The 24,442-nt window shown below is 64.2% G+C and carries 20 protein-coding genes; 10 read left to right on the top strand and 10 right to left on the bottom strand.

Features of this window, described 5'->3' with window-relative positions; genetic code table 11:
* Positions 1 to 29: 29 nt before the first annotated feature.
* Both tsaE and DKW65_RS01765 read right to left on the bottom strand, forming a co-directional pair.
* Positions 30 to 470: a tRNA (adenosine(37)-N6)-threonylcarbamoyltransferase complex ATPase subunit type 1 TsaE gene (tsaE, locus tag DKW65_RS01770; RefSeq protein WP_170124531.1), complete on the bottom strand. Its 441-nt coding sequence runs from the start codon at positions 468 to 470 to the stop codon at positions 30 to 32.
* Positions 467 to 2,008: an NAD(P)H-hydrate dehydratase gene (locus tag DKW65_RS01765; RefSeq protein WP_111655640.1), complete on the bottom strand. Its 1,542-nt coding sequence runs from the start codon at positions 2,006 to 2,008 to the stop codon at positions 467 to 469. Before DKW65_RS01765 ends, tsaE begins: the two co-directional genes overlap by 4 nt.
* Before the next feature lie 54 nt (positions 2,009 to 2,062).
* On the opposite strand from DKW65_RS01765, the gene queG reads away from it, so the two are divergent.
* The gene (gene queG / locus DKW65_RS01760) at positions 2,063 to 3,139 is read left to right on the top strand and encodes a tRNA epoxyqueuosine(34) reductase QueG (RefSeq protein ID WP_111655639.1); all 1,077 of its coding nucleotides are present in this window, start codon (positions 2,063 to 2,065) and stop codon (positions 3,137 to 3,139) included.
* 16 nt (positions 3,140 to 3,155) lie between these two features.
* Here queG and DKW65_RS01755 read toward each other — a convergent pair whose 3' ends face one another.
* Positions 3,156 to 4,301, bottom strand: coding sequence for a fatty acid desaturase family protein (locus tag DKW65_RS01755; protein WP_111655638.1), 1,146 nt, complete (start codon positions 4,299 to 4,301; stop codon positions 3,156 to 3,158).
* A complete protein-coding gene (locus DKW65_RS01750; RefSeq protein WP_111655637.1) occupies positions 4,302 to 5,363 on the bottom strand; it encodes a flavin reductase family protein in 1,062 nt (353 codons plus the stop codon).
* 125 nt (positions 5,364 to 5,488) lie between these two features.
* Here DKW65_RS01750 and fabR point away from each other — a divergent pair, with 125 nt between their 5' ends.
* The 3 genes from fabR (at position 5,489) to DKW65_RS01735 (ending at position 8,830) form a co-directional block, all read left to right on the top strand.
* The gene (fabR, locus tag DKW65_RS01745) at positions 5,489 to 6,151 is read left to right on the top strand and encodes an HTH-type transcriptional repressor FabR (RefSeq protein WP_111655636.1); all 663 of its coding nucleotides are present in this window, start codon (positions 5,489 to 5,491) and stop codon (positions 6,149 to 6,151) included.
* Positions 6,152 to 6,428: 277 nt separating this feature from the next.
* Positions 6,429 to 7,967 (top strand): SulP family inorganic anion transporter, encoded by a 1,539-nt coding sequence (locus DKW65_RS01740; RefSeq protein WP_111655635.1) that lies wholly within the window; start codon positions 6,429 to 6,431, stop codon positions 7,965 to 7,967.
* Positions 7,968 to 7,978: 11 nt separating this feature from the next.
* The gene (locus DKW65_RS01735) at positions 7,979 to 8,830 is read left to right on the top strand and encodes a universal stress protein (RefSeq protein ID WP_111657475.1); all 852 of its coding nucleotides are present in this window, start codon (positions 7,979 to 7,981) and stop codon (positions 8,828 to 8,830) included.
* Positions 8,831 to 8,854: 24 nt separating this feature from the next.
* Here DKW65_RS01735 and orn read toward each other — a convergent pair whose 3' ends face one another.
* Together orn and DKW65_RS01725 are read right to left on the bottom strand one after the other, a co-directional pair.
* Complete coding sequence (orn, locus tag DKW65_RS01730; RefSeq protein WP_111655634.1) at positions 8,855 to 9,400, bottom strand: oligoribonuclease; 546 nt, start codon at positions 9,398 to 9,400, stop codon at positions 8,855 to 8,857.
* A complete protein-coding gene (locus tag DKW65_RS01725; RefSeq protein WP_111655633.1) occupies positions 9,397 to 10,236 on the bottom strand; it encodes an SDR family oxidoreductase in 840 nt (279 codons plus the stop codon). Before DKW65_RS01725 ends, orn begins: the two co-directional genes overlap by 4 nt.
* Before the next feature lie 96 nt (positions 10,237 to 10,332).
* Here DKW65_RS01725 and rsgA point away from each other — a divergent pair, with 96 nt between their 5' ends.
* The 5 genes from rsgA to DKW65_RS01700 all read left to right on the top strand — a co-directional run bounded on the left by rsgA (position 10,333) and on the right by DKW65_RS01700 (position 16,576).
* Positions 10,333 to 11,379, top strand: coding sequence for a small ribosomal subunit biogenesis GTPase RsgA (gene rsgA / locus DKW65_RS01720; RefSeq protein WP_111655632.1), 1,047 nt, complete (start codon positions 10,333 to 10,335; stop codon positions 11,377 to 11,379).
* Between the two features lie 139 nt (positions 11,380 to 11,518).
* Complete coding sequence (locus tag DKW65_RS01715; RefSeq protein ID WP_245932372.1) at positions 11,519 to 13,888, top strand: penicillin acylase family protein; 2,370 nt, start codon at positions 11,519 to 11,521, stop codon at positions 13,886 to 13,888.
* Between the two features lie 82 nt (positions 13,889 to 13,970).
* Entirely contained in the window at positions 13,971 to 14,822 is an 852-nt protein-coding gene (locus tag DKW65_RS01710; protein ID WP_111655630.1) for a sulfurtransferase, read from the top strand.
* Positions 14,819 to 15,682, top strand: a complete 864-nt coding sequence (gene asd, locus DKW65_RS01705) for an archaetidylserine decarboxylase (protein WP_111655629.1) — start codon at positions 14,819 to 14,821, stop codon at positions 15,680 to 15,682. The genes DKW65_RS01710 and asd overlap by 4 nt, the downstream gene beginning before the upstream one ends.
* A 102-nt stretch (positions 15,683 to 15,784) precedes the next feature.
* On the top strand, positions 15,785 to 16,576 hold the full coding sequence (locus DKW65_RS01700) for an ATP-grasp domain-containing protein (protein WP_111655628.1): 792 nt from the start codon (positions 15,785 to 15,787) through the stop codon (positions 16,574 to 16,576).
* A gap of 17 nt (positions 16,577 to 16,593) precedes the next feature.
* Here DKW65_RS01700 and DKW65_RS15790 read toward each other — a convergent pair whose 3' ends face one another.
* Entirely contained in the window at positions 16,594 to 17,766 is a 1,173-nt protein-coding gene (locus DKW65_RS15790) for a hypothetical protein (protein ID WP_162925647.1), read from the bottom strand.
* Positions 17,767 to 17,897: 131 nt separating this feature from the next.
* On the opposite strand from DKW65_RS15790, the gene serB reads away from it, so the two are divergent.
* Entirely contained in the window at positions 17,898 to 19,157 is a 1,260-nt protein-coding gene (gene serB, locus DKW65_RS01690; protein WP_111655627.1) for a phosphoserine phosphatase SerB, read from the top strand.
* Positions 19,158 to 19,166: 9 nt separating this feature from the next.
* Here serB and DKW65_RS01685 read toward each other — a convergent pair whose 3' ends face one another.
* The 3 genes from DKW65_RS01685 to epmB all read right to left on the bottom strand — a co-directional run bounded on the left by DKW65_RS01685 (position 19,167) and on the right by epmB (position 24,427).
* Complete coding sequence (locus tag DKW65_RS01685) at positions 19,167 to 21,242, bottom strand: EAL domain-containing protein (protein ID WP_111655626.1); 2,076 nt, start codon at positions 21,240 to 21,242, stop codon at positions 19,167 to 19,169.
* Between the two features lie 119 nt (positions 21,243 to 21,361).
* Complete coding sequence (locus DKW65_RS01680) at positions 21,362 to 23,185, bottom strand: hypothetical protein (protein WP_211315721.1); 1,824 nt, start codon at positions 23,183 to 23,185, stop codon at positions 21,362 to 21,364.
* Between the two features lie 171 nt (positions 23,186 to 23,356).
* Positions 23,357 to 24,427, bottom strand: coding sequence for an EF-P beta-lysylation protein EpmB (epmB, locus tag DKW65_RS01675; RefSeq protein ID WP_245932371.1), 1,071 nt, complete (start codon positions 24,425 to 24,427; stop codon positions 23,357 to 23,359).
* Positions 24,428 to 24,442 lie beyond the last annotated feature (15 nt).

Below are 24,442 nucleotides of genomic sequence, written 5' to 3'. Positions count from 1 at the left end.
TCCTGCTTTACCTTTCTGTGGCGACTGTATCATGTTGTACGAATCAGGTGTGCATGGCGACCGGGCAACGCGACCCGCAACTGCACGGTCAGATCCGGCACCGGCAACATGCCGTCACCGCGCTGCGGCCACTCCACCAGGCACAGGCTGCCGGGAGCAAAATAATCGCGCACGCCCATCAATTCCAGCTCCTCCGGATCGGCCAGGCGATACAGGTCGAAATGATAGACATCAAGCCCGCCCAGCTCATAGGGTTCCACAATGGTGTAAGTCGGGCTCTTGACCGCCCCCGAATGCCCCAGTGCGCGCAACCAGCCACGTACCAGCGTGGTCTTGCCCGCACCGAGGTCGCCTTCCAGAAAGACCACGCCGCCGCGCGCAAATTCCCGAGCCAGTGCAGCGCCCAGTGCTTCGGTCGCTGCGTCATCGGCCAGATACTGTTCTTCTGTCGGCGCTGATGTCGACATCATGCTGCACCCTGCCCGTGGGTCTGGTCGTTGATCAGTGCTGGCAACTCCGCCAGCAGATCCGTCGCCGCCATGCCGCGCTCGCCTTGCCGGGCCGCCACCTGATCGCCCGCCAGGGCGTGCAGCAAGCCGCCCCCGGCGGCGGCCTCACGCGGACTCAGCCCCTGCCCCAGCAGGGCACCGATGATACCGCTGAGCACATCGCCCATGCCGCCACTGGCCATGCCGGGATTACCCTGGCGAATGAGCACCGGCGGCTGCCTTGCGTCGGCATGGTTGATCAGGGTGCCCACGCCCTTGAGCAGCACCGTACCGCCAGTGTGCTGACACAGGGCGTCCAGCGCCGCAAAACGGTCCTGTTGCACGCTGGCAGCGGATTGCCCCAGCAAACGTGCCGCCTCACCGGGGTGCGGGGTCCATACCAGATCGGCACGCTGCGGCCGCTCGCTGTGCCCGGCCAGCAGGTTGATGGCATCGGCATCCAGCACGGCCGGCAACCCCGAGGCCAGGGCAGCGTCCAGCATCACTTGCCCCCACTTGTCCTGACCCAGGCCGGGCCCCACCACCAGGACGCTGGCCTTGTCGAGCAACGGCTGCAGGTCGTCACGGGTGTCCACCCCCCGCACCATCAACTCCGGCTGGCGGGTCAGGAAGGCCGACACATGCTGCGCGCGGGTGGCCACCGACACCAGACCGGCCCCGCAACGCAGCGCGGCCTGGGCGGCCATCATCGCGGCCCCGGCGTAACCGTGATCGCCACCGATCACCAGGACATGGCCATACAACCCCTTGTGCCCGGCACGCAGACGCGGCGGCAACAGAGCAGGCAACCAGGAGGGGTTCGGGCAGAGCGCCGCCGGTGGCACACGCTGATACACCGATAGCGGCACGCCGAGATGATTGAACGAGAGCGCACCGGCATGATCCAGCCCGGCCCCCGTCAGCAACCCCTGCTTGACGCCGATAAAGGTAATGGTGGCGCTGGCGCGCACCGCCACACCCAGGGGACGACCACTGTCCGCATGCAGGCCGCTGGGCAGATCCAGCGCCAGCACCGGGCGGGCACTGGCATTGATGGCGTCGATCACCGCCGCCAGTGGCTCACGCACCGGCTTGTCGGCGCCGGTACCGAGCAGGGCATCCACCACCAGGTCCGCGCCGCGCAGGGCGGCGGGCAGCGACGCCAGATTGACCTGCGGCACCTCTGCGGCGCGGTCAGCCATGGTGCGGGCATCGCCCTTGAGCGCATCGCGCGGCGTCATCGCCAGCAGCATGGGCGACAGGCCCGCCTGGCGCGCCAGGGCCGCCACCACATAGCCGTCGCCGCCGTTATTGCCACCGCCACAGCAGATCAGAAGACGCCGGGCCTCGGGCCAGCGCTGGCGCAGCAGCGCAAAGGCCGCTTCACCCGCGCGTTGCATCAGGGTTTCACCGGCGATGCCGGCCTGCTCGATGGCATACCGGTCCAGCGCCCGGGTGCCATCGGCGCTGTCCAGGCGCGACCAGTGCGGATCAGGGGTACGGGGGAGCTGTGCTAGCATGACGGCGACGCTTTCCTGTGCTGCAGACCAGTACCGCGAGTATACGCGACTTCGATGACTGACCCGACCACCGACACAACGCTCGTTGAACTGGCCCGCGACATCAAGCGCTGGGCCCGCGAGTTGGGCTTCCAGCAGGCGGGCATCGCCGACACGGAGCTCAGCGCGGCCGAGGCACGCCTGCAGGACTGGCTGGCCAAGGGCTACCACGGCGACATGGACTGGATGCAGGCGCACGGCCACAAGCGCAGCCGCCCGGCCGAGCTGGAACCCGGCACACTGCGGGTGATTTCCGTGCGCATGGATTACCTGCCGCCGGATACGCGCCCGGTGCAGCGGCTGAAACAACCGGAAAAAGCCTATGTCTCACGCTACGCACTGGGGCGCGATTACCACAAGGTGATTCGCAAACGACTGGCACGACTGGCCCAGCAGATTCGTGAGGCCGCACCGACCTCACACCTGGGCCGCGCCTTCGTCGACAGCGCCCCCGTCATGGAGAAACCGCTGGCCGCCAAAGCCGGGCTTGGCTGGCAGGGCAAGCACACGCTGATCCTGAATCGCGAAGCGGGCAGCTGGTTTTTTCTTGGCGAGATCTATACCGACCTGGCGTTGCCGGTGGATGCGCCCGTGGAGGATCACTGCGGCCAGTGCAAGGCCTGCATCACCGTCTGCCCCACCGATGCCATCGTGGCGCCCTATCAACTGGATGCGCGCCGCTGCATCAGCTATCTCACCATCGAGAACCGCGGTGATATTCCTGAGGAACTGCGACCGCTGATGGGCAATCGTGTTTTCGGCTGTGACGACTGTCAGCTGATGTGCCCCTGGAATCGTTTCGCGCAGCACACCGGCGAAGCCGACTTCCAGCCACGCCACGCCCTGGATCAGGCGGATCTGGTGACACTGTTCAACTGGGACGAAGCCACTTTTCTGGAAAACACCGCCGGATCACCCATTCGCCGCACAGGCTACGAAGGCTGGCTGAGAAATCTTGCCGTGGGATTGGGGAACGGCCCGGCCAGCGCCGCCGCCATCACGGCGTTGCAGGCGCGCCTGGACTTTCCGTCTGCCATGGTGGTGCGCCATGTACGCTGGGCGCTGCACCGGCTGCAACAGCGCCCCGCATAAAACGTATCGACCGGGGTCAGTCCGCCACCAGCGTCTTGCCCGCCAGCTTCACCGGTTTGCTCGGGAAGGCGTAACGCAGGATACGCCACACCACCTGACCAAACTGCGAGGCCAGTGAGCCGGTGTTGTAGTAGATGCCGTAGCGGTCGCAAATGGCGCGCACATCCCTGGACAGCTCGGCATAGCGACGCGCAGGAATGTCCGGGAACAAGTGGTGCTCGATCTGGTGGCTCAGGTTGCCGGACATGATATGAAACAGCTTGCCGCCACGCAGGTTGGAGGAGCCGCGCAACTGGCGCAGATACCATTCGCCACGCGTTTCGTTCTCTACCATCTCTTTCGGGAACACTTCGACGTTGGCCGTAAAGTGGCCGCAGAAAATGATCATGTAGGTCCACAGATTACGCAGGCCATTGGCCACCAGGTTGCCCAGCAGCACCGGCAGGAAGAATGGCCCGGCCAGCAGCGGGAAGAAGACATAATCCTTGAGCAACTGGCGACGCATCTTGCGGCCCACCGGGCGGAACTGCTCGGCCAGTTCCTCACGGGTCATCTTGCCCGCGAAGTAACGACCCAGGCGCAGATCCTGGATGGCCACCCCCCACTGGAACATCAGCGCAAAAATCACAGCAATGATCGGCTGAAACAGATAAAAGGGGCGCCAGCGCTGCTCGGGAAACAGGCGCAGCAGTCCATAACCGATGTCGTCGTCCATGCCCTTGACGTTGGTATAGGTGTGATGCTGGAAGTTATGCGTCTTGCGCCAACTGTCGCTGGTGCCCACCACATCCCATTCATAGGTCTTGCCGTCGAAGCGCGGGTCGTTCATCCAGTCGTACTGGCCATGCATCACGTTATGGCCCAGTTCCATGTTTTCCAGGATCTTGGACACGCCCAGCAGCAGTGTGCCCAGCACCCAGGCAGGCGGGAACAGGCCGAAGAACAGCAGCCCGCGCCCCAGCGCTTCGGTGTAACGCACCGCCGCGTAGATGCGCTTGATATAGCGCGCATCCGCTTCACCGATGTCGGCCAGAGTGCGATCACGCAGGGCATCCAGTTCGGTACCGAAGGCCTCGACCTCGGCGCGCGTCAGGGGGCGCCGGGCAATATTGCCGCGTGCGACCGGAGACAGGGATGTCGGAGCAGGCTGTTGCGCAGTCATTTACAGATCCAGTGTCAGGTGGCTTCGGGCGGCGCTGACGCACAGGCGCAGCATGCCGGGTTCGCTGTGTTGACGGCCGTTGAACAGGTCTTCGCTGGTCCCGTCCAGGCGCTGGCAGGCACAGGTGTGGCACACCCCCATGCGACAGCCGAAGGCAGGCGTTTCCCCCTGAGCTTCCAGCGCAGGCAACAGGGCTTCGCCAGCAGGAATCTCCAGCACGCGACCACTGCGAGCCAGCGTCACCTGCACCGGCGCGCCCACCACACTGACGCGCTCGGGCGGGGTAAAGGCCTCACCCAGAACGCTGCGGGCCGTGTCGCCCGTGAGCTGTTCCAGTTGTGCAACAAACCCCGCCGGGCCGCAGGCGTAGACATGACGGTCTGCCAGATCCGGCACATGGCGCGCCAGCAGCGCCGCCTCAGGTCGGCCGGACGCCTCACCTGAGGCCAGAACGGCTTCGCGGGTCAGCACCGGTATCAACGTCATGCCGGGCCAGTCACGCGCCATCTGCTGAAGCTCGGGCAAAAAGCACAGGTCAGCGCGCGTTCTGGCCCAGTACAGCAAGGTGGTGTTGACCTGGCCCCGCGCCGCCTGGGCGCGCAGCAGGCTCATCAACGGGGTAATGCCGCTGCCCGCCGCCGCAAACAGCCACGCCGACACCGCCGGATCGTCCCGCATCGTGCCGAAGGGCGCGCCCAGTTCCAGCACATCCCCCACCCGGGCATCGCGGGTCAGGTGCGTGCTGACGGCGCCGCCGGGCACGCGTTTCACGGTGATCGCCAGGCGCTTGCCGGTCTGCGTGGGGCTGTATTGCCGGGTCAGTCGCCGCCCCCCCACTTCAACCGTCACCGGCACATGCTGGCCGGGCAGGACCGGCGCCACGTGGCGATTCGGCTTGAGCACCAGGGTCACGGTGTCGCGGGCGCTGACCTCGCGCGCCACGATACGCGCCAGCGGCCGCTCCCAGGCCAGCAACGGGCTGACCTGGCCGACCCAGAAGTCAAAGGCCGCCGGGTTGATCAGCGGGGTCATCAGGCGTTTCAGGGCACCGGTGGCGGGCATGGTACGGGGTCTCGATCATGAATTCGGCGTTATTATACACATGTATATATATCAGTCTATACAGCCGTCCTGCGTTTCATGGGCTATCATGGCCGCACCAGCATCGACCCGCAGAGAGCCCCCGGATGAGTTCGACCGTCAAGGACGCCAGCCCCGACACCAGCCGCCCCCATGCAGGGCGGCGTGCTGTGATTTCACGGGAAGACCTGATTGCCGCCGCCCTGACCCTGGTGGGCCCGCATCGCAGCGTCTCTACCCTGAGCCTGCGCGAGGTGGCCCGCGCCGCCGGGATCGCGCCGAACAGCTTTTACCGGCATTTCCGCGATGTGGACGAGCTGGCCGTGGCGCTGATCAACCAGGCGGGCGAGGCGTTGCGGCAGATCATCGGTGAGGCCCGCACCCGGGCCGTGGCAGAACGCAGCGTGGTGCAAAGCTCCATCGAGGCCTTCATGGAGCAGTTGCGCGGCGACCAGAAGCACCTGCATCTGCTGTTGCGCGAGGGCACCGTGGGGTCCGATGCCTTCAAGGGGGCCGTAGAGACCCAGCTCTGCTATTTCGAGGAAGAGCTGTGCCGGGATCTGGTGCGACTGGCCGAAGAACGTCACACCGGCATCCATCGTCCCGAGGTGGTGGCCAGAGCCATCACCCGGCTGGTGTTCACCATGGGCGCCACCGCCATGGACCAACCGGAAGACAAGCATCCGGAAATCATCGACCAACTCGTCACCATGGTGCGCATGATCATTCTGGGGACACAGACCATGGCACAGATGCAGCGCAGCGCCTGACCCCGGGCCCGGTCGCCTTGACCGACAAGCGGGGGGCTGCGGTGTTCATCCGCCCCCCGGCCTGCTAGACTCGCGCGCTTTCCTGGCTTGACCAACGCTGATGATCTGCAACGTTTCCTTATCCCCGATGGCGCTGACGCCACCCTAGCGCGCGCTCCTGCGGGACACCGACCTGCCCTCCGGGCACGAATTCTGTTCACGCTCTCATCCCGTCACGTACTGCGCGTACCGTGGCCATCCTTATTGGTTATCTGAAATCGCTGTCTGGAAACTGTCCATGCTTCAATCACTGAAGAACACCTGGTTTTTCAATGTGCGCGGCGATCTGCTCGCCGGCATCGTCGTGGCGCTTGCGCTGATCCCTGAAGCCATTGCCTTCTCCGTGCTGGCTGGCGTGCCACCCAAAGTGGGGCTGTATGCCTCCTTCTGCATTGCCGTGATTACCGCCATCATTGGCGGCCGCCCCGGCATGATCTCTGCCGCGACCGGCGCCATGGCGCTGCTGATGGTCAACCTGGTGGACCAGCATGGCCTGCAATATCTGCTGGCGGCCACCATCCTCACCGGTGTTTTCCAGCTGATTCTGGGCCAGCTCGGCATCCACCGGGTCATGCGATTTGTTTCCAGATCGGTGATGACCGGCTTTGTAAACGCCCTGGCGATCCTGATCTTCATGGCGCAGCTGAAGGAACTGGGCACCCTCTCCTGGCAGCCCATGCAGGTGGGCGACACCAGCATCAACATACCCGTTATCGAATTCATGCATTGGGCGGTGTACGCCATGGTGATCGCCGGTCTGGGCATCATCTATATCCTGCCCTTGTTCACCCGTATCGTGCCGTCCCCGCTGGTGTGCATTCTGGTGATGACGGCCATCGCCATGTATTTCGGTCTGGAAATTCGCAACGTGGGCGACACTGGCGCGCTGCCAGACAGCCTGCCCTATTTCCTCTTCCCGGATGTCCCGCTGAATCTTGAAACCCTGATGATCATCCTGCCCACGGTCCTGTCGCTCACCGTGGTCGGTCTGCTTGAATCCCTGATGACCGCCAATATCGTTGATGATCTGACCGATACGGAAAGTGACAAGCAGCGCGAGAGCAAGGGCCAGGGTGTCGCCAATATCGTGACCGGCTTCTTCGGCGGCATGGCAGGCTGCGCCATGATCGGCCAGTCTGTCATCAACGTGCAGTCCGGCGGGCGCGGGCGCCTGTCCTGTCTGGTGGCCGGGGTCGTGCTGCTGATGATGGTGGTCTTCCTGGGCGAATGGGTCTCGCAGATTCCCATGGCGGCTCTGGTAGCCGTCATGGTCATGGTCTCCATCGGCACATTCAGTTGGAGCTCGCTCACCAATCTGCACGCGCACCCGATGAGCAGCAATATCGTCATGATCGCCACCGTCACCATCGTGGTGCTGACCCATAACCTTGCCATCGGCGTGCTGGCAGGCGTCTTGCTCAGCACACTGTTCTTCGCCAACAAGGTCGGTCGCCTGATGTATATCAACTCGACACTGGATGAATCCGGCCAGGTGCGCGAGTATCGGGTTATCGGTCAGGTGTTCTTCAGCTCGGCGGAAGAGTTCGTTGCTGCCTTTGATTTCCGTGAAGCGGTGAGCAGGGTAGTGATTGATCTGCACAGCGCCCATTTCTGGGACATCACCGCCATCAGTGCACTGGACAAGGTAGTGATCAAGTTCCGCCGCGAGGGTGCCGAGGTCGAGATTGTCGGCCTGAACGAAGCCAGTGCTACGCTGGTGGACAAGTTCGGCGTCCATGACAAGCCCGATGCACTGAAGCGTCTGAGCGCCCACTGAGGAGTATGTTCATGTCACAGATCATGGCCTGTATTGATGGCTCCAGCGCCAGCCCGGCGGTATGCGATTACGCCGCCTGGGCGGCCAGCCGCACCGGCGCGCCGCTCAGTCTGCTGCATGTGCTGGATCGCAAGCAGTTCCCCTCGGAAAAGAACTTCACCGGCCGTATCAGCCTCGGCGGCAGCCAGAAACTGCTGGAGGAAATGGCCGAGCTGGATGCCCGGCGCAGCCGCATGGCGCTGGAACAGGGGCGACTGATGCTGGAGGCCGCACAACAACGCGTGGCCGAAACGGGTTTCTCCCAGAGCACGACGCGCCAGCGCCACGGCGATCTGGTGGATACCCTGGCGGACATGGAAGGCGAGATCCGCATTCTGGTCATGGGCCGCCAGGGCGAAGACGGCGACAGCGTCGGCGCCCATGTGGGCAACAACGTGGAACGTGTCATCCGCACCCTGCACAAGCCGATCCTGCTCACGCCCGCCAGCTTCCGCGCGCCGCGGCGCATCCTGATGGCGTATGACGGCAGCGAGACCACACGCAAGGGGCTGGCATTGATTGCGAGCAGCCCGCTGTTCATGGGGCTCGATTGCCATCTGGTCACCGTGGGCGAGGACAATGCCCGAAACCGGAACCTGCTGGAAGAAGCCACGAATCAGTTGCGCGGCGCGGGCCTGTCGGTACAGGCCAGCCTGCTGCAAGGCCATGTGGACAGCGCCCTGCGCAGCTACCAGCGGGATAACGACATCGACATGATCGTGATGGGCGCCTTTGGCCACTCGGCCCTGCGCCAGTTCTTCGTCGGCAGCACCACCAGCAGCCTGCTCCGCAGCGCCGAGGTGCCACTGCTCGTCTCGCGCTAACGGGCAAGCGCTAAAGGGCAAGGATCAGATCGAGAACACCTGCTTGCGGTAGTAACGCATTTCTTCAATGGAATCACGGATGTCATCCAGCGCCTGGTGCTTGCTGTCCTTCTTCACCCCGGACAGCAACTCCGGCGCCCAGCGCCGTGTCAGTTCCTTGATGGTGGACACATCCAGATTGCGGTAGTGAAACCAGCCTTCCAGCCCTGGCATGTAACGCCACAGGAAACGGCGGTCCTGGCAAATGCTGTTGCCGCACATGGGTGACATGCCACGCTCTACCCAGTCCTGCAGAAAATCCAGGGTCGCTGCCTCCGCAGCACGCTCATCCCGGGTACTCTGCCGGACCCGCTCCACCAGCCCCGAAGCGGTGTGCGTGGTGGTATTCCATTCATCCATGCCCCCCATCACGTCATCCGGCTGATGCACGGCAATCACGGGCCCCTCCGCCAGCACATTGAGCTGCTTGTCGGTCACGATGGTGGCGATCTCGATGATCCGGTCCTGGTCCGGATTCAGTCCGGTCATTTCCAGGTCGATCCAGATCAGGTTTTCCTTGCGGTCACTCATGCGTCGGTTCCTGTCAGTGCAGCGGAAATTTCCCACAGGCGTTCCGCGTCGTCGTCATTGCGCCCGCGGGCCGAGGGTTTACGGGCCTTGCAGCCTTCGAAATAGCCGCCCTGGCTACGCCCACCTTCCACACCGGACGCCAGCCAGATGGTCGTGCGCGCGCCTTTTTCGGGGCTGATCAGGAACAGCTTCAGCAGCCGGCTGAAGGCGCGCTCGTACCAGGTACGCTCAGGCCAGATATGGGTGGAGACCGCACCGGGGTGCAGGGCGTTCACGGTAATGCCGGTGTCTGCCAGGCGGCGTGCCAGGGCGCGGGTGAACAGGATATTGGCCAGCTTTGACTGTGCATAGGCCTTCATCACCCAGTAGCCCTGTTCCAGTTGCAGGTCATCCCAGTGCATGCGCCCCATGCGATGCGCTTCGGAGGCCACGTTAATGATACGCCCGCTGCCCGGGGTGATGACCGACTGCAGCAGATGCGTGAACAAGAAGGGGCCAAGATGATTGGTGGCAAAGGTCTTTTCAAAACCGTCCACGGTCACTTCGCGCTGCATGCTGGCCAGGCCAGCGTTGTTGATCAGCACGTCAATGCGCCGGAAGCGCTCACGCACCTCGGCTGCCGCATGCCGCACCCGTTGCAACGAGGCCAGATCCAGCGAAACGGTCTCCAGCCGCGCATCGGGGTAGCGCTGGCGGATCTCCGCCATGGCCTGTTTTGCGGCCTCCGCCCGGCGGCAGGCCAGCACCACCCGTGCGCCCATGCCCGCCAACACCGAGGCCGTCACCAGGCCAATCCCGCTGTTGGCGCCGGTAATCAGCACCGTCTTCCCTGTCATCGAGTCCGACATCCTTCATCTCCCTGTTAGCGTTTGCCTGATACTGGCCGGTATAGTAGCAGCCCTGTTCCCCGGACGTAGCGTGTCATCCATCGCATGAGCAAACGCCATCTCAACCGCCGTCAACGCTGGCGCATCGAAAAGATCCAGGCCGAGCGCGTCGCCCGTTCGCAGAAGCGCCAGGCGCAGCTGGACGCCGATGTCGCCGCCGAGCTGGGCGACGCCCGGCCAGGGCTGGTCACCGCGCACTATGGCAGAAAGGTCGAGATCAGCGGCACCGACGGTGTCCGCCAGCGCTGCCATTTCCGTGCCAACCTGGAGCAGCTGGTGGTCGGTGACCAGGTGCTCTGGCAACCTGCGCAGGGGCCGGGAGACGGCGTTGTCACGGCCATCGTGCCGCGCACCAGCGTGCTCAAGCGGCCAGACAATTATGGCAAGCTGAAGCCGGTGGCGGCCAATGTGGACTTGATGCTGATCGTGTTTGCGCCTGCGCCGACGCCGTCCAGCCAACTGCTGGATCGCTACCTGGTCGCCGCCGAGCTGTCCGGCATTCGCCCGGCACTGGTGCTCAACAAGGCTGATCTGATTACCGACGACAATCGCGCGGCGCTGACCGCACTGTGCGATATCTACCGCAACCTGGGTTACCCGGTCATCGAAGCCTCGGCCACCGATACCGGCACGGCCCACGAGGCGGGCCTGGCAGCGCTCAGCGCGGCGCTGGACGGCCATACCAGCGTGTTTGTCGGCCAGTCCGGTGTGGGCAAATCCTCCCTGGTCAACGCCCTGCTGCCCGATGCGGACATCGCCACCAATGTGCTTTCGGATGTCTCCGGTCTGGGCCAGCACACCACCACCACCGCCCAGCTGTTGCACCTGCCCGCCGGGGGAAACCTGATCGACTCCCCTGGCATCCGCGAGTTCGGCCTCTGGCATATCGATGAAGAAGAACTGCTCAGTGGCTACGTGGACCTGGCGCCACTGGCCGGCCACTGCCGTTTCCGCAACTGCTCCCATCGGCACGAGCCGGGTTGTGCCCTGATCGAGGCGGCAGCCTCCGGTGCCATCAGCCAGGAACGCCTGGACAACTTCTTCCGCATCGCCGATACACTCGATGAGGACGCCAGACAGCGCTACGAATAACGGCGTACACCTGTAGTCCGAAAAAAGGATTTTGCGGGCATGGCCAGCAAAATCTGTCTGCTTAGCACTTTCGTTCAAGTGCCCGACCCGGGCACCTTTCTAGTCTCCGGTTGCCTAAAACAAGAACCGGGAGAAATCCGTGGACAGAACCATGCTGTTGAACCTCGGCCGGAGCGCGCTACCTGTGGCCTGCCTGTTTGCCGGGGCCGTCACCCTGACCGCCTGTGGCGGCAGCTCAAGCTCGCGCAGCGGCACCCAGTACAGCGCCACGATCGAGCGCACCACCTATGGCGTGCCGCATATCACCGCCGACAACTATGCCGGGCTGGGTTATGGCCACGGCTACGCCATTGCCGAAGACAATCTCTGCACCCTCGCCGATGCCTACGTGACCTTCCGTGGCGAGCGTTCGCGCTATTTCGGGCCCACGGCCGCGGCCTCGTCCGGCGGCACCTTCGGCACCCCCAACAACCGCAACGCGGATTACTTCTTCCGCTTCGTCGTCAACGATGACGTGGTCAACACCTATCGCGATGACCAGCCCCAGGACCTGCGCGACCTGTCGCGCGGCTTTGCCGCCGGGTTCAGCCGCTATGTCCGTGAGGTCCAGGGCGGCGAGCATGCCGGACGCCACCAGAGCTGCCGCGACGCCGAATGGCTGGCCGAGATCGACGAGCAGGATGTATTCCGTCGCCTGGTAGCCCTGAATCTGGCCGCCAGCGCCGCCAACTGGGTCAGTGAAATCGCCACGGCCGCACCGCCCGCCGGTGGCGAAGGGCTGAGCATGCCGCTGAGCGAACCCACCCTGGACGCCGACCGCGTGGCGGTGGGCCAGAAGGCCGGCATCGGCAGCAACACCTATTCCTTCGGCACCGACGCCACCGAGGGCAGTGCCCTGAACTTCGCCAACCCGCACTGGTATCTGGATGGCGTGGACCGCTTTTATCAGGTGCAGCTGACCCTGCCGGGCAGCATGGATATTTCCGGCGCCACCATCATGGGCACGCCGATGGTGCTGATGGGTTTCAACGACGACATCGCCTGGGCGCACACCGTGTCCACCGCCCGGCGTTTCACACTTTACGGCCTGATGCTGAACGAAAACGATGCGACACAGTATGTGTTCGATGGTGCCCCCCGTGACATGGAAGCGGTTGAGATCAGTATCCAGGTGAAGCAGGAAGACGACAGCCTCGCCACCGAAACCCGCACGCTGTATCGCTCCCACTACGGCCCGATGATCAATCTGGCTGGCCTGGGCCTGCCCGCCTGGGGCGCCAACAACATGGCCTTCACCCTGCGTGATGTGAATCTGGAAAACACCCGCACCTTCCGCAACTTCTTCGAGTGGGGCCAGGCAGCCTCGCTGGAAGAATTCCTGGATATCGCCAAAACCCATGTCGCCATTCCCTGGGTCAACACGGCGGCCGTATCACGACACGATGACCGGGCCCTGTACTCCGACATCACCGCCGTGCCGAACGTACCGGACGCCCATCGCGATGCCTGCCTGGTGCCGACCCTCGGCCCGGCGGTGCTGCAAATGGTGCCCGGCCTGCCGCTGCTGCAAGGCTGGACATCCAACTGCGACTGGCTGACCGATGAGGACTCCGCCCAGCCCGGCGCCTTTGGCCCGGACAACCTGCCCTACCTGTTGCGCAACGATTATGTGGCCAACATGAATGACAGCTACTGGCTGAGCAATCCGGACGAACCGCTGACCGGCTATGCCGGCATCATCGGCCGGGAGGACTACCAGCAGAGCCTGCGTACCCGTATGGGCCACATCCTTGCACGCGAACGCCTGGACGGCAGCGATGGGCTCGGCGGCGACAAGGCCACCAGCGACACCCTTCGCGAGATCGTCCTCAACAGCCGCAACCTGAGCGCCGAACTGCTCAAGGAGGACCTGCTGAATGTGGTCTGTGGCAATGGCGACCCGAGCGATGACGAACAAGCGGCTTGTGCGGCGCTGAGCGCCTGGGACAACACCGGCAGCGCCGATGCCCGCGGTGCCCACGTCTGGACCGCTGTATGGCAACGCATCCGCAGCATCGAAGGGCTGTTTGCCACACCGTTTGATGCGGGCAATGCGGTAGACACCCCGGCCGACCTGAACACCGCCGACAGTGATGTCATCGACGCCCTGAACAGCGCCTTTGCCCAGGCCGTGGTCGATGTGGCAAACAGTGGCGTCGACTTCGATGCGCAGCTGGGCGATCTGCGCCCGTATCCGAAGGCCGGGCACACCATCCCGCATTACGGTGGCGAAGGCGGCGAAGGCTATTTCACCGTGCTGCGCAACACCTACATGCATGTGGTGGATTTCCCCGAGGGTGAACCGGTGCGCGCCTACACGCTGCTGGCACCGTCCCAGTCCACGGATCCGGCCAGCCCGCATTACGCGGATTACACCCAGGCCTATGCGGACGGCAACTGGCATCGGGTGCCCTACACCCGCGCACAGATCGAGGCTGAACGCATCAGCCTCAAGCGCCTGCGCGAATAACCCCATGCACTGACACCTCCTGCAATCCGGGCGGGCTTTCGGTAGAATCGGAGCCCGCCCGTGATTGTCAGGACCTCTCGCCATGACCCGCGCCACGACCAGCCAGCCCAGCGACATGCCGCTGCTGCTTGAACCGGAAGACCTCAATGCCCGCCTCGGCGATGCGCGGCTGCTGATCGTGGATCTCGGCAAGACGCAGATCTATCAGCAAGCCCACATTCCCGGCGCCATCCATCTTGATTTTCGCCGCCTGCAACACGGCGCGCCGCCGGTCAGCGGCCTGATTCCCCCACCCGACGAACTGGAAGCCCTGTTCTGCGACATCGGTCTGACGCCGGACACCCATGTGGTGGCCTGCGACGACGAAGGCGGCGGCTGGGCCGCCCGCTTGCTGTGGCTGCTGGAGATCGCTGGCCATACCCGTTACAGCTATCTCAACGGCGGCATCCACGCCTGGCTGGCGGCCGGGTTGCCCACTGACAGCCAGCCGGTGTTACCACGCCCGTCGCTGTACCGCCTGGGCGAGATCAATCTGCAACCCACCGTCGATATCGACTATGTGCTCAAGCGCCATCGCGATGCCGATGTGGTGCTGTGGGATGCACGCTCGCTGGAAGAATATGAAGGCACCCGTGCCTACGCGCCGAAAAGCGGCCATATCCCCGGCGCGGTGCATTTCGAATGGACCGATGCCATGGACAAGGCGCGCAACCTGCGGCTGCGCGAGCCGGATGCACTGCGCCGCGACCTCGCCGACCAGGGCATCACGGGCGACAAGGAAGTGATTGCCTACTGCCAGACCCATCACCGCTCCAGCCTGGCCTGGCTGGTGGGGCGCGTTCTCGGGTTCGACAATATCCGGGGCTACCCCGGCTCCTGGTCCGAATGGGGCAACCATCCGGATACGCCTGCTGAAAAGGACATGCCTGCGTGAAAGTTTCTTTCCTTGAACGTCTGTTCGTGCTGTTGCAGTACATCCTGCCGCATCATCTGCTGTCGCGCGGCGTCGGCCTGCTGGCCCGCAGTGAAGTACCGTGGATCAAGACCACCTTCATTCGCCTGTTCAGCAAGCGCTTCGGCATCACGCTGGAAGAAGCCGAGATCGAGGACGCCGACGCCTTTGCGAGCTTCAATGCGTTCTTCACCCGCGCCCTGAAACCCGGCGCGCGTCCCATCGACCCCGCTGTGGACAGCATCGCCTGCCCGGCAGATGGCGGGATCAGCCAGATCGGCCAGTTGCGCGGCAGTGACGTGCTGCAGGCCAAGGGGCACTACTATTCCGCCTTCGAGCTGCTGGGCGGTGACGCCGAGCTGGCCAGTGAATTCGTCAACGGCCATTTCGCCACCGTCTACCTGTCGCCCAGGGATTATCATCGCGTGCACATGCCCGTCAGCGGCACCCTGCGGGAAATGATCTATGTGCCCGGGCGGCTGTTCTCGGTCAATCAGGCCACCACGCGCCAGGTGCCCGGCCTGTTCGCGCGCAACGAACGTGCCGTCTGCATTTTCGACACCGATCAGGGCCCCGTCGCCGTGGTGCTGGTGGGTGCCATGATCGTGGCCGGAATCGAAACCGTGTTTGCCGGTCAGGTGACCCCGCAGCCGAGTACCATTACCCGCACCCGCTATGACCGCAGCACACCGATCCGGCTGGAAAAAGGTGACGAACTGGGCCGCTTCCTGCTCGGCTCTACCGTGGTCATGCTGTTCCCGGAGGGGCGTTGCCAATGGGCTGACGGCCTGGGCGAAGACACCCCGGTACGCATGGGGCAGGCCCTCGGCAAGGTCAGCTGAATCAGGGTCTGCGCGGCGCGCGAATTCTGTTGACGACGATGGCGTACCGGCCCGACACTGGCGGCGCCATCGACTATCTCCCGGCGGAGTGTCCGGGTTGCCATGCGGCTGATTACCTTCGATCCGTTTCGCACGCTGGGCCTGCCCGGCGTGCGCTATATCAAACCGGAGCTGATGAACCGGCATCTGGCGGACATCCGCGCGGCAGATTGCCTGCTGTTTCCCGGGTACTGGCAGCTCAACACCCTGCACTATGTGCTGCGCCAACGTATCTTCCCCAGCCCGGTGACCTACCATCTGGGCCACGACAAGGTGGAGATGACACGCGCCTTTCAGGTGGCCTGCCCGGAGCATGTCCCGCACACGGAAATCCTCGCCAGCACACCGGAAAATGTTCGTGATGTCCTGCAACGCTGGCCCTTGCCCTTCGTGGCCAAGGTAGTGCGTGCCAGCCAGGGGCTGGGCGTCTATCTGATCGACAATGCGGCGCAATTCGAGGCCTACGCGCAGCAGAACGAGGTGCTCTATGTGCAGCAGCGCCTGCCCATAGAGCGGGACCTGCGTATCGTCGTGGTGGGGCGTGAGATCGTGGCGGCCTACTGGCGCGAAGGCGCCGACTTCCACAACAACGTGTCACGCGGCGGCGTGGTCCGGCTGGAACTGCCGGTGCCGTCTGTCGCCACCGACTTCGTACTCAGTCTGAGCCAGTATCTGGATATCGACCATGCCGGCTTCGACATCGCCATGGTCGAGGGCACACCGATGCTGCTGGAGTTCAATCGCCTGTTCGGCCACCAGGGCATCCCCGGCCTGGCGGGGCAGGTGGCGGACGCGACCCGGCGCTATCTGTTCGGCGACACGGCCCCACCCCCCGGACAACAGCAGCGCGCCTGAGCGATCACCGGCCGACCTCAGTGCGCGTGGATCCGCGCGGCCTGGTCGTTGATCAGTTTCTGGTAGCGCTGCGCCAGTTGCTCCAGGGGCTGCAGCCGGAAGCTGTCGTCCTCGCCACGCTGCACCGTCAGCGCCTGCTCGGGGCGATACAGTGAGCGCGTGTCCAGCTCCAGCGCCACCAGCTCGTTCTCCGGCACATGCACCCGCCCCGGCGTACCCGCCTCACAACAGGCGCTGCTGCCCAGGCCGTTCACATCGGTGGTAACCAGCGCCTTGAACTCCAGCGCCGGTTCGCCCGCTTCCTTGCGTTGCTCACCCAGACGGCGCGCCACACGCAGGAACAGCATCCCGGCGCAAACGCCGTGGAACGCCGCCTCGCGCGGCAGGACCGTTTCCGCATCGGCGGCAAACGACAGCACAGCGCCGTCCGCCAGCCCGGATTCCCGGCGCGCGCCGTACAGGCCGGTCACCGTACGCAGCAGGGCATCATAGGGCGCCAGCATGCTGCGCCAGCGCTCCTCGGTATAGCGCGCTTGCCAGTGCACCAGATTGACCACAGTGAGGTGCAAAACCGCCAGCGGAGGTGTCTCCGTTGCCTCTCCGGTTTCACTGGCCTCGCTCGCCACGCCCGGCACCGCCGCCTCGGACGCGACCTCCTCGGGCGCGGCCCAGAGCGGCTCGCCGTTCAGGCGCCGATAAACCAGTGTTGCCACCACGCGCAGCCCCAGCAGGCACAGCACGATGAGCACGAAACCGGCTTCCACCTGCTGGCGCGTCGCTTGCTGGGAAGCACTCCACAGGGTCACGTTGCCGACGATCCCCTGATCGCCCAGCCGGACCGGCTGCGACACCTGCGGGCCGTGCGTCTCGTCACCGTGACTGGCCAGCACCCGCCCTCCGGCATCTTCCAGCTGCACCCGCGCCACCGGCGCCAGCGAGCCGGTCTGCCGGGCGATGACATTCAGGCTGACCAGATTGCCGCCAACGATATAGTCCCCGGCCGCATGCGCGGTCTGCCGCGCCAGGGCCTCCAGATGACTGATGCGGCTCTGCGCCAGACGCGCATCCAGATGCTCGAGAAAATAGATCCCCACCATCAGGCAGGCCAACAGCAGCACGGCCAGTTCCCGCAACAGCGGACGCTCGTGATTGAGGCGGGCACGCCAGCGCGCCCAGGCAGTCGATTTCATTCAGTCTCTGATTCGGTATGACAGGCGCGCAGTATAACCCGGGGACGCGCCCACGGCCTCGCCATTGCCCGACAAATCACTCACAATAGACGCCATTGCAGAGGCTCACACTGTTTCAGGGGACCGCTCCGTTGCGCGATATCATTCTTATCCAGGTGTCCGGTGGCGACCGCCCCGGCCTGACAGCGGCTTTCACCCGCATCCTCGCCCAGTACCATCTGAATATTCTGGATATCGGCCAGGCCGTGATCCACGACACCCTGTCGCTGGGCATCCTGGTGGAGGTCCCGGCCACGGCCGAATCGTCGGCGTTGCTCAAGGATCTGTTGTTTGAAGCACACAAACTGAAAGTGTCTGTGCGCTTTCTGCCGATCGATCATGACCGCTACGATGAATGGGTCGCGGGCCAGGGCAAGGACCGCTACATCATCACCCTGCTGTCGCGCCGCATTACGGCGGCGCAACTGGGCGAAGTGACGGCGGTGGTGGCGGACAACGCGCTGAATATCGACAGCATCAATCGTTTGTCCGGCCGCGTGCATCTGGAGGGCGAGGAACGCCCCGACGAAGATGCCCGCGCCTGCGTGGAGATTTCCGTGCGCGGACGACCGAGCAATCCGGAAGCCATGCGCGCCGCGTTCCTGCGTATCGCCAACGAACAGAATCTGGATATCGCGTTCCAGAAAGACAGCGCCTTCCGCCGCAATCGTCGCCTCGTCGTGTTCGATATGGATTCCACCCTGATCGAGTCTGAAGTGATCGACGAACTGGCGCGGGAAGCGGGTGTCGGCGAGCAGGTAGAAGCCATCACCGAACGCGCCATGCGCGGAGAACTGGATTTCAACGACAGCTTCCGCGAACGCGTGGCGCTATTGAAAGGTCTGGACGCCGACGCCCTGCAACGGGTGCAGCAGCGTATTCGCCTCACCGAGGGCGCCGAGCGACTGATCGGTACGCTGAAAGCCCTGGGCTACCGCACCGCCATTCTCAGCGGCGGCTTTACCTGGTTCGGCAATTACCTGAAAGCCAAGCTCGGCATTGACCATGTGCATGCCAACGAGCTGGAAATCGAGAATGGCCAGGTGACCGGCCGCGTCGTGGGCGCCATCGTCAACGGCCAGCGCAAGGCAGAACTGCTGCGCGAGATTGCCGCCCACGAGGGCATCAGTCTGGAACAGGTGATTGCGGTGGGCGACGGCGCCAATGATCTGCCGATGCTGGGCATCGCCGGGCTGGGCATTGCATTCCGCGCCAAGCCGCTGGTCAAGGAAAGTGCCGAGCAGGCGATTTCGACGCTGGGACTGGACGGCATCCTGTACCTGATCGGCGTACGCGACCGCGATCAGGCGGAGCTGCTGGCCGCCGGTTTCCAGCTTCCCCGGGAGGGCTGAGCCAGCGGCTCAGCTTTCTTCGTTGATCTGCATCTCCGGACCCGGCGCCTGCAGGTAATATCCCTGCAGGTAGTTGATGCCGTTCAGGGTCCAGAGCACCTGCATCTGCTGGGCCGATTCCACAAAACCGACCACCACCTTGCGGCCCTGACCACTGGCCGTGCTGATCAGGTCGGCAAACTTCTGTTTGCTCTCCGCCTTGCTCAGCTCCTGGGTGAAGCTGCCGTCGAACTTGACCATGGCCGCTGGCAGATGCTCGAACAGCTTGAACGGGTTGATGCCGCCGGCAAAACGGCTGATCGACAGGCCGCAACCGAGCACCGCAATCTGCTCGACAAAGACCTGCGCCTGCTTGAGGAAACTGTTGGCGTCCGCTTCGGAGAGCTGGAACAGCAGCCGACTGCCGTCGAAGCGCGCCGCCTTGATGGCCTTGCCAATCCACGGCGCCAGATCGGTTTCCTGCAGCGAATGCCCACTTAGGTTGATGAGCAGACTGACCCGCCCCTGTTGCGACGCCGCCGCGCGCATGGCATGCAGCGTCACCCAGCGGTCGATCTTGCCCGCCAGCCCGTGCTCTGCGGCCACCGGCATGAAGGCGTCCGGCTTCAGGTCTTCGCCATCCTTCTGTGGCAAATGGACAAACACCTCGAACAGGTGATCGCCTTCGTCCGACAGGTTCATCAGCGGCTGGTACATCAGCCGGAAGCTGTTGTTTTCCAGCGCATGGCGGATCGACAACAGCACCGCTTCCGACGAGCCGGCGGCCACGTCATCCATCGGGTCGTGCACATGCACGTTGTTGCCCTGCTGATTATTCGCCTTCTGCGCCTTGTTGCAGCAATCCAGCGCCTTGGTCATGACCGCCTGGCTGTTGCGGCTGTCTTCCTGGACGAAGGCCACACCGATACTGGCGGTCAGATGCAATGTTCTGCCCTGCACGGCCGGCATCAGGGTTTCGATCACCTTGCGCAAGGCCTCGGCCTGGTCGCGCGCCACATCACGGTCATCCACCGGCAGCAGCAAGGCGAATTCCTCATCGCCCACCCGGGCCAATGGCACCGGCCCCTGAATCGCACCGCGCAGCGCTTCCGCCACCAGCCCCAGGGCCTCGTCGGCCCCTTCGATACCGACCACACTCTGGTGCTGCTCGAACTGGTCCACACGCAGATAAAGCACGGCGCTCATCTGGCCCTGCTTCACCGCCTCGGACAAGGCCGCATCCAGCTGCTCCATCAGCCAGCCCCGGTTGTACAGGCCGGTGACCTGGTCCATGCGGCTCATTTCATCCAGTTTTTCCTGCAGCGCGGATTCGTCCACCGCAGCACTGCGAATCACGATCTGGGTGCAGGTTTCACCGTCATAGGTAGAGGGGGAAAATACAAAGGTGGCATCGAACTCGTCGCCGCCGGTATTCACACCACGGCATTCCAGTTCGTTGGTCTGGCTCTCATCCTGGGCGCGGCTGCGCAGCAGTTTCTTGAGTTTTTCATGGTCGGCGGCAGACACCATATCCATGATCGGCACCCCGGCCAGATCATCGGCGCTGTCGTAGCCGAACATTTCGAGATAGGTATCGTTGGCGTGGATATGCATGCCGTCCACGACGTAGGCGATGGCGTCGCGGCTCTGGTCCATCAGGACCGACAACCGTTTCTCTGCATCACGCAGGGCGAGTTCGAGCTGCTGACGCTCCTTGCGCAATTGCAGATGCTGCAACTGCTGATCCACCAGCAGCATGATCAGGTCTCGATTGGCCACGGGCGCCATGGCACGGGCGCCCGCCTGCATGGCCGCCAGCAGCGCGTCCTGATCAAACTCGTCCACCAGCGCAATGGTGGGCACCGCCTTGCCCAGGCGCTGCATGTGCGCCATGGTCTGATCCAGCGTGCAGCCACCGAAGGCCGGGCGGCACAGCAATAGCTCCCAGCTGCCGGACTTCAGGGCACGCAACAGATCATCCTCTCCGAGCACCAGTTCCGCCCGGGTGGCCCGGCCTGCATTACGCAGGGCGTTCATCAGTTGTTCTGCATCGTCCTGGGAGTCGTGGGCGATCAGTAGCCGAATGGTATCCAGTTTGTAGGTCATGCAGGATCTCGAAGCGTCGTGGCGCGCGGCTCATTTTGCCCGGTGCCTGCCGGGAATCAAGCGGGGGAGCGGGGCCTTTCAGTGATCACACTGGAATTGTGACACAAATCACGCCCCGGTCAGAGTGAAGACCAGATCGACTTGAAGTCATCGCCCGCAGCGTCGTCCTGTCCGGCCCCGCCTCGCTGGCTCTGTTCCTGGCCGCGAAACTCGAACTGACTGAAACTGGCGGTGCCGGTCAGGCGCCGCGTCAGCAGCACTCGCTCTGTCACGCCCTGGCGGATGATTTCCAGCCGGGCGTTACTGTGAAACCCCACGGCGGGTACCAGGAGGGTCGCATCCTGGCCAATGGCCTGAAGCGCCGGCAGCACCAGCACACGCATGAACTCGGACGGGTCACCGGTCTTCTTCAGCACGCGGGCCGCGGCGGGCAAGGCGCGGGGCGCCAGCAACTCCAGCCCGAACTGGGCCGCCTGATGGCTCAATTGCTTCACCCAGCGGACCACACCCACCGTCCACTCATGGTGATCCTGCTCACGCACACCCACCAGCTCGCCAGTACGCAGTTGGGGCGGTGTTTCCCCCTCCCAGGCCAGACAATAGCCTCCGGGGCTGACATTCACTGTTTCACAGCGGTGGCTGGTGAAGGCGACACGCCCGCCATCGCCCTGGCGTGCCTGGACGGCAGCGGTGATACCGGACAGATCAATGCTTTCGATGTCCGTGCTGTCGGCCATGCGATAGTCACCGGCATCCGGGGCCTGGCTCCAGGGGTCCTCCTCGCGCAGCGACGGCTGCATACCGGCCGAAGAGGCACGGCGCACCTGGCCGGAGAAGGGATTGCTGCCGTCGCCCTCCAGAACCCGCAACCGGGCCGCGCCTATCTGGGTGGCGAAATCGGCACCCTCCGAAGAAAAATGATGCAGTGCACCCAGGCCGAAACAGATATCCAGAGAGACACGCTGGGCAACACGCGAAAAGGTGCGTTCGGTCAGCGCCCCCCAGGCCTGACGCAGATGCACCGTCAGGGATTCCGACAGCCCGGCTGGCCGCGCCAGCACAGCGGCACCCTCCGACCCGTCACGCCCCAGTTCCGCCACCAGCCGCTGGGCATCGATGTAGCGGCAGCTGCCACGCGCCACGGACACATGGGTGCGATAGGTCGGTGGCCGGTCCACTTGCAGATCGAACACGAACAGATCGTCTTCCCCGGCCGCAGATCGGACGTCCACGAGCACAGCGCCGGCACGCGCGAGTGCGTAGACCGTCGCCAGCTCCTGCTGCCGCAACTGGTTCGGTTTTGCCGTGGCCAGCAACAGGCTGCGGATATAGGCCTGGGCGACCGTGGTGTCCGCCGCACCTTCAGACAACAGCGGGTCGCTGACAACGCGATCCTCCAGCTCATGCCGCTCGGCCAGCAGGAACAACTGGTGCAGCTCCAGCCACACATGGCGCGGCGTCGGGAAATAGAGTTGATAACAGCGCAGCAAGGTATCGCCCATTGCCGTGATGGCGCGGTGCAGGGCGATGGCCAGGGCATCGCGCACCTCGCGATCCTCGGCCTTGCGCAAACCGCGCGCTATCACCAGCTTGTAGCCGTTGGCCAGATGCCCCTGCAAGGCCTGGGCAAGGCTGGCAACACGGCGCGCCTTCTCCGGCAGCACGAGTGACTGACGCAGATAATGCTTGCCGAGGCTGTCGGTGACATGCAGCAGCACCGGCCGCAGGATTTCCAGTAACTGGAAACGGGTGCGCGTGTCGATGCGCAGACGATTGAGTTCCTGAATATATTGATAGAGCTGGCGCGAGGTCTCGCCCATGTTCATGAGCGGCAGCTGCTCTACCCAGGCCTGCAGCTTGCGTGGTTGAGCATGGCCCAGCGTCAATGCTGTGAGGTCCTGCTCAGGCAGCTTGAGGCGAATGCGCTCTGCGTCAGATTGCATGCCAGTATCCCCGACTGTCCCAAATCGGCACCCCTTGAGAGAGGCGCCCGTTGCGGTGCTATCGTGTTCTTATGCTTATGGCTTTTTTGTGCTCCACGTCTCCGACTCTAAGGTACTGGTGCACAAGTTGTAAACGAATTGACGATTTTATGACCAAGGTGCCAGAACCGCTTATAACGCCTCATGCAGCGGCGTCTTGGCGGCATCCCCGGCGACTTCGCGGACCAGCCGCGGCACCAGATACCCGGGCAGGCGACCACGCAACGCCTGCTGTAGCGCCAACGCGTCGCTGTCGGGCACCGCAAAATGCGCCGCACCCGCCACGCGGTCCAGTTGATGCAGGTAGTAAGGCAGCACCCCGGCCGCAAACAGGGCCTCACTCAGCGCCACCTGATCCGCCAGGCTGTCGTTCACCCCTCGCAGCAAAACGGCCTGATTCAGCAGTGTGACCCCCGCGCGCCGCAGTGGTGCCAGCTCATCCCCCAGGCCAGCCGCCAGTTCGCGGGCATGATTGGCATGCAACACCAGCACACTCTGCCAGCGCGGGTCAGCCAGCGCCTGCACCAACCGGGGCGTCATGCGCCCCGGAATCACCACCGGCAGACGGCTGTGGATACGCAACCGACGCAGATGGGGCATGCCAGCCAATGCATCCAGCAGCCCGAGCAGGCGGCGGTCACTCAGGCTCAACGGGTCACCGCCGGAGAGAATCACCTCGCTGACATCCGGCTGCGCCGCCAGCCAGTCCAGCGCCTGCGACAGCCGCTGCGGGGTAGGCATATGGTCGTTGTAGGGAAAATGCCGCCGAAAACAGTAGCGGCAATGTACGGCGCAGGCACCGGTCACCACCAGCAGCACACGCCCGTGGTACTTGTGCAGCACGCCCGGCACCGGGGTGTGCGCCGCTTCCGCCAACGGGTCCGGGGTGTAACCCGGTACCGCCTCTACCTCCTCCGGCGCTGCCAGCACCTGACGCAGCAACGGGTCATCGGGGTCGCCCGGCAGGATGCGGGCGGCATAGCTGCGCGGCACGCGCAGCGGGAAATCGGCCGCAGCGCGTAACGACGCCGGCAGGTCTGCGGCCACCAGCCCCAGTCCCGCCAGCAGTTCTGTCACCGCCGTGATGGTATCGGCCTGAGCCTGCTCCCAGGACGGCGACACCTCGGCCTGGAGCCGGATACGGCGGGCGTCTTCAGCGGTCATACCGCCCCGCGCCACTGGCTTGTCGTCATGGTCTGCCAAGTCTGCCTCTGCTGC

Origin of the sequence: Isoalcanivorax indicus (assembly GCF_003259185.1) — a bacterium.
Lineage (GTDB): Bacteria > Pseudomonadota > Gammaproteobacteria > Pseudomonadales > Alcanivoracaceae > Isoalcanivorax > Isoalcanivorax indicus.
Note: the sequence above shows the minus strand (reverse complement) of the source record. Positions and strands in the feature narration are given on the sequence as shown.